Source organism: Acidithiobacillus albertensis (genome assembly GCF_001931655.1).
Taxonomy (GTDB): domain Bacteria; phylum Pseudomonadota; class Gammaproteobacteria; order Acidithiobacillales; family Acidithiobacillaceae; genus Acidithiobacillus; species Acidithiobacillus thiooxidans.
Genome location: NZ_MOAD01000007.1, coordinates 1 through 9,617 on the forward strand (window position 1 = coordinate 1; position 9,617 = coordinate 9,617).

General features: G+C 52.5%; 12 protein-coding genes. 9 read left to right on the top strand and 3 right to left on the bottom strand.

From position 1 onward, the window contains the following. Positions 1 to 178: 178 nt before the first annotated feature. A complete protein-coding gene (locus tag BLW97_RS15200; RefSeq protein WP_143214932.1) occupies positions 179 to 601 on the bottom strand; it encodes a helix-turn-helix domain-containing protein in 423 nt (140 codons plus the stop codon). Positions 602 to 785: 184 nt separating this feature from the next. On the opposite strand from BLW97_RS15200, the gene BLW97_RS15205 reads away from it, so the two are divergent. The 5 genes from BLW97_RS15205 to BLW97_RS15225 all read left to right on the top strand — a co-directional run bounded on the left by BLW97_RS15205 (position 786) and on the right by BLW97_RS15225 (position 3,881). After that, positions 786 to 1,334 carry a hypothetical protein gene (locus BLW97_RS15205; RefSeq protein ID WP_207650630.1) on the top strand — a complete coding sequence of 183 codons (549 nt, stop codon included), beginning with the start codon at positions 786 to 788 and terminating at the stop codon, positions 1,332 to 1,334. After that, the gene (locus BLW97_RS15210; protein WP_075323807.1) at positions 1,331 to 1,651 is read left to right on the top strand and encodes a type II toxin-antitoxin system RelE/ParE family toxin; all 321 of its coding nucleotides are present in this window, start codon (positions 1,331 to 1,333) and stop codon (positions 1,649 to 1,651) included. The genes BLW97_RS15205 and BLW97_RS15210 overlap by 4 nt, the downstream gene beginning before the upstream one ends. After that, on the top strand, positions 1,648 to 2,553 hold the full coding sequence (gene trfA / locus BLW97_RS15215) for a plasmid replication initiator TrfA (RefSeq protein WP_207650631.1): 906 nt from the start codon (positions 1,648 to 1,650) through the stop codon (positions 2,551 to 2,553). The genes BLW97_RS15210 and trfA overlap by 4 nt, the downstream gene beginning before the upstream one ends. A gap of 747 nt (positions 2,554 to 3,300) precedes the next feature. Next, positions 3,301 to 3,543 carry a hypothetical protein gene (locus tag BLW97_RS15220; RefSeq protein ID WP_075323808.1) on the top strand — a complete coding sequence of 81 codons (243 nt, stop codon included), beginning with the start codon at positions 3,301 to 3,303 and terminating at the stop codon, positions 3,541 to 3,543. A 95-nt stretch (positions 3,544 to 3,638) separates the two neighbouring features. Beyond that, positions 3,639 to 3,881, top strand: a complete 243-nt coding sequence (locus BLW97_RS15225; RefSeq protein WP_075323809.1) for an ArsR family transcriptional regulator — start codon at positions 3,639 to 3,641, stop codon at positions 3,879 to 3,881. A 202-nt stretch (positions 3,882 to 4,083) separates the two neighbouring features. Here the strand turns inward: BLW97_RS15225 and BLW97_RS15230 are convergent, their stop codons facing one another. Next, positions 4,084 to 4,641 (bottom strand): recombinase family protein, encoded by a 558-nt coding sequence (locus BLW97_RS15230; protein ID WP_075323810.1) that lies wholly within the window; start codon positions 4,639 to 4,641, stop codon positions 4,084 to 4,086. A gap of 561 nt (positions 4,642 to 5,202) precedes the next feature. Here BLW97_RS15230 and BLW97_RS15235 point away from each other — a divergent pair. The 4 genes from BLW97_RS15235 to BLW97_RS15250 all read left to right on the top strand — a co-directional run bounded on the left by BLW97_RS15235 (position 5,203) and on the right by BLW97_RS15250 (position 8,889). Then, positions 5,203 to 5,460, top strand: coding sequence for a hypothetical protein (locus tag BLW97_RS15235; protein ID WP_075323811.1), 258 nt, complete (start codon positions 5,203 to 5,205; stop codon positions 5,458 to 5,460). Positions 5,461 to 5,707: 247 nt separating this feature from the next. Beyond that, on the top strand, positions 5,708 to 7,108 hold the full coding sequence (locus BLW97_RS15240; protein ID WP_075323812.1) for a ParB N-terminal domain-containing protein: 1,401 nt from the start codon (positions 5,708 to 5,710) through the stop codon (positions 7,106 to 7,108). A 534-nt stretch (positions 7,109 to 7,642) separates the two neighbouring features. Further along, positions 7,643 to 8,221, top strand: a complete 579-nt coding sequence (locus BLW97_RS20245) for a prepilin-type N-terminal cleavage/methylation domain-containing protein (protein ID WP_075323813.1) — start codon at positions 7,643 to 7,645, stop codon at positions 8,219 to 8,221. 236 nt (positions 8,222 to 8,457) lie between these two features. After that, complete coding sequence (locus BLW97_RS15250) at positions 8,458 to 8,889, top strand: hypothetical protein (protein ID WP_242947843.1); 432 nt, start codon at positions 8,458 to 8,460, stop codon at positions 8,887 to 8,889. Between the two features lie 125 nt (positions 8,890 to 9,014). Here the strand turns inward: BLW97_RS15250 and BLW97_RS15255 are convergent. After that, the coding region (locus BLW97_RS15255) for a DUF29 domain-containing protein (protein ID WP_242947844.1) at positions 9,015 to 9,617 on the bottom strand (603 nt) is incomplete at its 5' end.

Below are 9,617 nucleotides of genomic sequence, written 5' to 3' on the forward strand. Positions count from 1 at the left end.
TGCCGTAGCCATGGGACACCCCCTATGTTGGCTTGTCCTGTGAGGATAATCAGTTTGCCGTGTTAGGGAAAGTAGGGCGGTTTCGTATTCCTGATTTGAGGGCTGAGTATGCTCAGGAAAGTTCCAGGCGGCGCTCGATGCGTCCGATAACGATTTCGAGAATAGATGGATTTTGGCTTTATTGCGACCAGAACTTCCACCACGGCGCATGAGGCGCTTGGCTGGGTGGGTTGGCGTGTGTCAGTAGAACGGTTAATCGCTCCATTTGGCCCTGTAGCCAGGCTTCGCGTTGTTTGGCTTCTTCTAACGCTGTCTCAAGCCTCCTGACGGACTCTCTGAGCATGGTATTTTCGGTTGTTTTACCGGGGTGTACGGTGTCATTTTCATCTGTTACACAATGTTCACCATCCTGTTCATGCGGATGTTCTGTTGTGTCCAGAGATATTGGGCCGAAAACGCGCATAAGCTCCGAAGTGTCTATCATCGGATTCCCTTGATGGTCTGAAGATATGCTGATTTTTCCTTCATCACGATAGCGATATATGGTCGTTCTACTGCGCTTGGTGAGACGGGCCGCTTCGGAGATGCTGACGAGTGTCACAGGATGTCCTCTGTTATGTAATACATTGTTCACACGATGTACTATAACCTGTTTCACAATGCAAGAAGATGGTTATCGGCTTTGTGTTGGGCTGATCGCGACTACTTCTGGAGAGACTGGAAAAAAGTATCCGCCATTCCGATAACGGATTTTATGTTAAGCCTTTACCCGATGCGCTCAATTCATGCTTGCAGAAATTACCAGTAATGCAGAGTATGGTGCTATTTACGAATCATCGTTACGGGGATTGTCAAAAATGACTACGCACACCATCGACACCGCAACCGTCAAACGCCTAGTCGAAGCCCGCGCCCTTCGGGGTGCCGCCATTATCGGTCAGCCCGGTGGCTGGTCGATCATGCTCAAGTACGGCACGGAAGAAAGACCGCTGGGGATTCAGCGCGCCGACAAGCCCCGTCTCTGGCGCAGCCTCGATACGTGTGTCGGGTATCTCCGAGATGAACTGCGTATCGTCAAAGTGGATCTGTTGGACGCGACCCAACACGATGCTGAAAGCGTCCTTCCCGGAAAATCCCGACCGGATGCGGCTGACCGGATGCGGAACGCTTTTGCCGCCGCCGAGCATGACCGCTGGTTTCGGGAACAGGTCGAGATGGGCCTGAAAGAAGCCGACGATCCAGCCACCCAGTGGATCGCGCATGAAGCCGTCGAACGCGACCGCGCGCAGTGGCGCGCTGACCTGCTCAGGCAGACCGAAAATGGCGATTCATGAACAGCAGGAAATGGGTATTACCTTTTGCGGTGAAGTGGTCCTCTACTGCGTGGCAGCAATATCAGGATGCTATGGATTTTGTGGCGGCGGACAAGCCGCAGGCCGCGCTAGAGCAGGACGCATCCATTACCAGTGCGGTTGCCCGACTGGGAGCTTTCCCAAGGATGGGACGGGCTGGCCGTATGCGTGGCACCCGTGAGCTGGTGGTATCTGGTACGCCGTTTATCGTGGTGTACCGGATTCAGGATGAAGCCGGCGAGGTCCAGGTGATTCGATTTTTACACGGGGCGCAACAATGGCCCAAGGTTAAGCCATGAAACCATCGAAAACGGCTGAAAACAGAGAGACCAAAAGCAGGCGTGATCCGTTTGAATGGGTCAGACAAAAAGCGGCGGAAGCGGTAGTACAGGCGGACCAGGAGGCAGCCGAGACGCCGCGCCAAATGTTTCTACCGGGTTTCGACATAGGGGCATTTCCCAACCACCTGAATCGCTCTAGCCTCATCGCGCCGATCGCGCGCGGGCGTCGAAAGTTTCATCGGCAAGCTGCGATGGTAACGCGCAAAGATTGCGTGCTGGAGTACACGGGGGAGCAACTGGATGAGGCAGACGGCGACCTCATCATGGCATTGATCGCCTTCGCCCAACCATTCCCGTTGGGTGCGCCTGTGCCGCTGAATCGCAAGGAGCTGCTGCGCAAGATCAAGCCGGGCAGCATTGGCAGCACACAATATGATTGGCTCTACAAGAGTATGAAGCGGCTGCGTGAAGGTATTTTGTTCCTTGAGGTACGCAAGCCAGATGGTTCGACTCGCTATACCGTGGGCAAGATGGAGTCCTTCAATGTGCTGAAGGAGCTCAAATATGACGGCAATAGCGAGGCGTATTCTTACACCCTTGATCCTCGGTGGGTGGTAATGTTTGGTAACCGGGAATATAGCCTGATTGACTGGGACAAGCGTTTGCAGATCGGGCGCGGGCTGGACATGGCCAAGACCTTGCAACGGCTTGTAGCCACCTCATCCGACCCAGTACAGCGGTACGCACTGGATTGGCTCAAAGCAAAGATGGAGTACGTCAGCCCTATGAGGAAGTTTAGGGAGGCACTGGTCGGAGCGTGCGAAGAGTTAGAGCGGCTGGAAATTATCAGCAACCACAAGATTGAGGACAGCACAAAAGGCAAAATGCAACTTGCTCTGTGGCTCCAGCCATCGGTATAGCGTTCCGGTAGCGGTGGCATAGCGTTCCGCTCAACGTCGGTGGCATAGCGTTCCGGTAGCGGTGGCATAGCGTTCCGTTTTAGTGGCATAGCGTTCCGTTTTAGTGGCATAGCGTTCCATACAGCTCTCGCAACAATATGATTCCATGAGAGAAAAATCGCGTTTTTTTCCCTCTACCTTTTTTCTACCATATTTCTACCTAAGGCGGGCTGTGGATAACTTAAAATGAGCGCCCACTTGCCGCCTACGGCGCCGGGCGCCAACATACCCGGCGGGGACCATGCTGGTCCCCCTGTCCGCGCCTACGGCTTGCCGGGTCGACCCTCTTCGGGGACTGCGTCCCCCACTGCCTATGGCAGCGGCTCCCCCTCTAGTTTTCCAAAAAACGGGTAAATTTGGCGCAGGACGCGGTTTTGGTAGTTGAGTCATGGAAATGTACCAGAATGGAATTTGCGTTTGTTCTATGGCAAATATGGGGCCTTTACGGAGTGGTTTTGCAAGATGTTTCTGCTCCACGTGATGGCGGAGAAGCGCTTGACGATTTTGTTACGCAGTAACGTTGTGGTATGGTTACGTTACTGCGTAACCGGGGTCTCCTCAGAAAACGGAATATAAAACCCGTTAAGGGGGGTTGAACCACAAACCGCCGAAATTTCCGTCAAACGGTCGTTTATGGGACAACCGTTGTTACTGCGTAACGGTATGGTATAGTTACGTTACTGCGTAACCTATTCAGGAGAAAACCACATGCCCAAAACCACTGCCGAACGCCAAGCGGCCTATCGTGCCAAGCGACCCCTTGCAGGTGTCGATAACAACGGAGAGCGTCGCATCAACACCTGGGTGGATACGGGGACATATCTGGCCCTGAAGAGGCTGGCCAGGCATAACGAGGTAACTAGGCGGGAGATGTTGGAGCTGGTCTTGCTGGCCGAAGATGCGCGCGTGACGGCGGACATGGATGAGGCTGAGCGGGAAGCCTACCTGTAGAAAGTTACGCAGTAACGAATCAGTCCCTTATCGTGTGATAGCTTTGGGGCGAGTCTTTATCTGGCGTTCCATCGGGTTTCTGGTACCTTTTGCCGATGAAACCCACGCATCCTCTAGTCGCGCATGACATGGACAGCATTCTCACCTACCTGCAGGGTCAACCGGGTACGGCGAGCGAGATGTCCTATGCTTTGCGGCTGACGGTGAACCGAGTGAATGGCCTGCTCCGTCAACTGCGTGAACAGGGCTTGGTTCAGGTGGATCACTGCAGAACGTCTGGTAGTGGCGCGACGGTCAACGTCTGGGCCATCAGGGAGCCGGGAAGCCCAGCGGAATAGTCGAATCATTGGAGGCCTGGATAGTTCGGTTTTAGGTAGGGTGCATGTTGTGCCTTTCCGTTACCGTAACGGAAATCGTGGCGCGTCACGCGATAGCGGCGCTCGTTACGCAGTAACATTGTATTGTGACAGGTCACGAATTGTTACAGTAACAATAAAAGGCGTACATGGGGTCCCCTCAGAAAACGGAATATAAAACCCGTTAAGGGTGCGATACTCCTGGAACCCAGCGATAGAGCGTCGGCAAGGATACCCCGAGGTGCTCCGCGACCTCTCTGCGTGGTGTGCCGTTATCCAGAAGCTTCCTGGCCGATGCCACCTTGCTCTCCGTCATCAGTCGCTTCCTCCCCGGCATACGCCCGAACTTGCGGGCAGCTGCCAAGCCGGCACGGGTACGCTCAATGGTCAGATCTCGTTCCATCTCGGCCAGACTGGCCATGACGTGAAAGAAAAACCGTCCCGATGGCGTCCCGGTATCGATGGCGTCGGTCAGGCTTTTGAACTGAACGTCCCGAGCTTGCAGGCTGCTGACTAGGTCGATCAGATTCCGCACGCTACGTCCTAGCCGATCCAGCTTCCAGACCACCAGGGTATCCCCTGTGCGGAGCTCTCCCAGCGCCTGAGTAAGGCCCGGCCGCTCTGCGCGGGCACCACTGATCTGGTCCTCCATGATCTTCTCGCAACCGGCTTTTATCAGCGCTTCTCTTTGCAGGTCAAGATGTTGATCCTGGGTGGATACCCGGGCATAACCGATCAGCATAGCCGTCTCCTGAACCTCTCAGTATTCATTGCGAAGGTAATGAATCAAGAATAATATTTCAAGACCTGTTTTTGAGAACGCTATGTCATTGATTGCCACTCTTGGTCACGATGGCCGACGGACCCTCTCAAAAACCTGCGTTTGCGAGAGGCGTTTTCCATGCCCCGCCGCTCCATTTTGGAACTTAACGGGTTTTATATTCCGTTTTCTGAGGGGACCCCTACATGCACCTCCTAAAATTCTGCGGGGCCTCTACCACCGTTACGCCGTAACGGTAACGGTAACGGTAACAGTGACAAGTCACGAATTATGATTAAGTTGACCAACCGACCGCCAGCGATATAGTCTTTGTTCATGGTGCTAGAAACACCTATGAGCGGATCACCGCCCCGTCAGTCATGCGGATATTTTTATGCCCGGAATCCGCCTGGGCATGTCCTCTATGGCCGGGGGTGGCCGGAATACAATACCGGAAACGGAAATACGTCCGGTGCTCTCATAGCACTTTCTAGCCCCTGGCCGCCTGAGTCATTCAGGTACTTTGCACAGAGGGCTTAGATCATGGAAAACCTCACAGATTTAACCGAGAGCAACGAAGCGAAATATTTTGATGTGGACCGAATTGACACGTCCGGTGCGGCGGCGCTCGACGGCATTACAGCGATTCTGTCCGTTCTTCGTGGCGATGTATCGAATGACGGATGCGCTGATTGTACTGGTAGGCCAGCGGTACGCCTAAGTCCATATACAGCGGGTGGCCTCATCGAGGCCATTGAAGTGCTGACGGAAGTCGCGAGAACCGAATTGGACGGCAGTTAAGAAAAGGGGAGAGGCGTCTGACGGCCTGTCAGACAGCACGGTTTTTTTGTCTGACCAAGCGTCTGACACCCCGTCAGACAATGCTGTCGGACGCCCTGTCCGACGCCTTTTATTTCACCACACCTGACGCACCAAAGGTGCAGTTTTTAGACCCCGTCCAGATGGCTGGATGTCGGACAATCAATAGCTTGCGCGTCTGTCAGTAGGTTTGCTAAAACGGTTGTTATTCTTGTAAGGAGGCTTTTTTATGAGCACACAAGCATTGGCCCAGACCCAGATCAATAACCGGGAAATCCGTTACGCCAGAGTTGAGCGGTTTGCCGGCATTGAAAGCGTCATTCAATTGATGCCCCCCAGAGACAACGGGCGACCCGAGTTCACTACCCTACTCGACAGTGTTCGGGAGATGGGCATTCTGAATCCGGTTGTCGCCATTGAGCATAATGACGGCGCGTTGTATGTCATTGACGGATACATGCGGGTGATGGTCGGAGATCACCTGGGACTGCAACAGATTCCCTACATCCACACCCCATTAAATCCCGATGATCCCGCCGTAGTGGACATGGCCGCCCGTCTCAACTGGTCTCATCGCCATCTTTCAGACTTTGAAAAGGTCTGGGTGATCGGGAACCACTATCTTAATGAGAAACAGCGGCAAGGTGGATTTAGACCTGATTTAGAATCTGTCCATGGCAAGGTATCAAATGATACCGTTGTTTTCTCAACACCGGCTGATGGCCGTACAAGAGAAAAGCTTGCAGATCTTTACCATGTTGGCCCGGCCACTGTTCACCGCTACGGCAACATGGCCAAGGTCTGCCGCAGCATCATCCGCGTGCTGGCCGGACAACTGCAGATCAGCGAGGAAGATGCCACCACGCGCTTCTTTGATCTTTGGAAGGACACCGAGCGTGGCAGGCATGTCGATCTCAGCGTGCTTTCCAAAATCAGCTATCGGCTGGTGGAATACGAAACCATTGATGACCCGGACCCCTGGATTCGTCAGGCTTTCAGTGCCTACGCTGTAGATCTCGCCCGATTTCCCAAAGATTCCGCAGCGCATGAATACGCATTGCCCAATCTGGGGGCGGAAGGACTGATCCAGGTCACCCTGGCGGAACTCGAAAAGACCCTACCCCCAAAAAAGGGGATAGAACAATGGAGCCGACAAAATACGGCCGCACCAACGCAGGCAAAATCCGGAGAATATCTGCCAGCAGAAAAAAACAGAGAAAAATCCGAAGCTGTGACCATTGAAGAAAATCTGTCTATTCCAGAAGATTCATCGCCCATCAACCATATGCTGCAGCGTACCGTTAAGTTTCAGTCTGGGGTCTCTGCCATGCAGCATCAAATGGATGAAACCTTGACGGCGTACATCCCCAACCTGACCCGACTGACAGATGATCTGATCCAGATCATGGAAAACAACTGGAAAGAGGACTTCAACAGCGCTAATAAAGCGTTGCGGCCTACCTTGGAAGACATATCCCGCTTTTACCGATCTCTGAACCTCAAAAAAGGGATTCTGCTGGAAGTGATGGAGGCAGACCGGGATGCCATCACCCGACTGCGCAGCCGTCTTGAAAAATTCGCAGAACTGGTCAGTAGCAATATGCCGGAGATTAGCAGAGGACTGTTCTAGCGACTAAATCCTGCAATTGTTACCGTAACCATTATTGCGTTACGTTACTGTTACGGCGTAACGACAGTCACAGAGTTTCGTGACTGGTCGCAAATAGTGGTTTTTCGGGGGGCACTTGGGCGCATTTTTGGCAAAGTGGTCAAATCCGTCCCATTCAAAAACCACAAACCCGCATGAATACGTGCTTCAGAGCCAGTCAGACCAGCGGATTAACAATCCGGGGGTCTGTGGAAATATGTTACTTTCACGGTTTGCGTAGAGGCTTTTCGGGTGTGTCAAGGCCCTATGCTATTGATTTACATTTTTGCTTCTGTGCATACTAAATGAAGGTGCCTTATCATGAGTTCGGCTCCTATTCTTGCGTGGTAACAATGTCGCGCTCCGAGTTGTCGTCACTGGCCTGACGATAGTTTGGGGCGCTTTAATTTTGTCTGCATGTTGGGCTGGCACTTTGGCGAAATTGCTCTAATGTAATCTGCCACCGCACGCATGTTGCATTGCGGTACCTTTTATCATGCAAGACAGGAGATTCTCATGAGCATGCTAGTCAAAAAGGCCAAGGCCAGTGCCGAAGCCGGTTTTACACTTATAGAGCTGATGATCGTCATCGCCATCATCGGCATTCTGGCGGCAATCGCCATTCCGCAGTATGAAAAATACATTGATACAGCGCAGGCCACGGACGTTTCTACGAACTATGGAAGCGCTGTTCGCGCCGTGACTGCGGCTGTTGCGGCAGCAAGTGCTGGGCAAACCACACAGATTGTAGCAGCAACCCCCGGTACGGCAGGAACAGGCACAGGCGTATCCGTGTTGAGTGCAACGGCAAAAGACCCTGTTTCGGGCATAACCGGAACAAACTATGCCTTCAACTCAACAGGAACAACAATTGGCACTGTTGTAGTTAGCGCTGCGAGCATAGCCCCAACGGGTACGACTTATCCTGTCACGGTAGAAACAACCTATTCAACAAGTTCAACTGTTGGAGCTGATACAGCTGCCGCTATCAACGATGTCTATCCTGGTGCCTGTACTGGCGGGCTATGCACTGTAAACATTAGCGCGAATGGCGGCGTATCGGTTCCTGCTGCTGCTGCTGCTGCTGGTGGTTAAGTAAACCCCAAAATCCCATTGCGTAGCCCATGATGGGATTCATCGCACCCTCTAAATAAGGGCGCATAACAAAGGGCATCTCGTACAGGTGCCCTTGATTATGCAAGTGAGGTTTTTAATGCATAACGATTATGTTTCACCCTGATTTTTTAACATGGACGCACTTGGAATGGTTGCGTTTCCAAAGCCTTCCTATGGTAGTTTATCTGGTAGACACCCGAAGTTTGGAGGGGGCAGTGATTCCAGCCATTGCGAGCACTGGACTGCTTCTAAAATATCGGCGTCAAGCTAAAGACTGGCAAATCATTTTAGGTTTTCTGCTCTTTACCATGATCGTGGGCATAGTCACTGAATATTGGGGAAGAACAGGATTACATCTATTCCCTGCTGCACTCATCATCTGGCCGGTGCTGGCGTTATTGCTGGGCAACCGTTTCCCGTGGCCCATGGCCTATCCAATGGCTTTTGTCGGTACGCTTATCCCTGATTTGTATGGGGCAGGCATGGCCGCACATTGGACAAACACATGGTTCTTCGGTGTTGGCGGTGCTGGATTTCAGGATGATTTGTTCTTGGTTCCTGAAAAGACATTCATCGCAGCAGCCCTACTGCATTATGTTGGAATCGTTATGAGGAGACACGGATATTTCAGCAGTAGTGCCAGATAACGCAGCGAGACACAATGCACCATTCTGTCTTGTAGTCCCAAAACCCTGAACGGCAGATCGCCCGGTTTTGCTCGGTTCTTCGGCTACCCATGAAGGCCGATTATGGGACATTACGCTGAGGCTGCTTATTCTGGCCACCAGGCTTTATTCAGTGTTTGTCCGTCTGTATCCCACGGGCACGATTCAGGGAAGGTTTGAATTGGCATCCCGGTCTCTATTTCCGCATCCTCGCGGGCATCCTGCCAAAGCTCATTCAGAACTTCAGGAATGAGGGGTTTTAGGCTCGGGGATTGTTTTATCAGTCTTGCGAGTTCTCTACGTTGTTCTTGGATGGTTAGCTTCCAACTGGTGGTTCGTTTTTCTGGTTGCCAGGCCCATTTCATGAGATGCATTAACAAAATGGTCAGGCGGCTTTCCAATTCGCGGCGCTGGCTTGCCCCCATACTTTCTACTTCCTCCAGTAGGCTGACCCAGTCTACAAAATTGACCTGGCGAGCGCGCAAGGCCTCAGCCTGGTTTTTTGTCCAGGCGAAGAAATCCTGTTCATATAAGCTTGTTGTGGATTGATCAAGCTGTTTTGCCGTAGCCATGGGACACCCCCTATGTTGGCTTGTCCTGTGAGGATAATCAGTTTGCCGTGTTAGGGAAAGTAGGGCGGTTTCGTATTCCTGATTTGAGGGCTGAGTATGCTCAGGAAAGTTCCAGGCGGCGCTCGATGCGTCCGATAA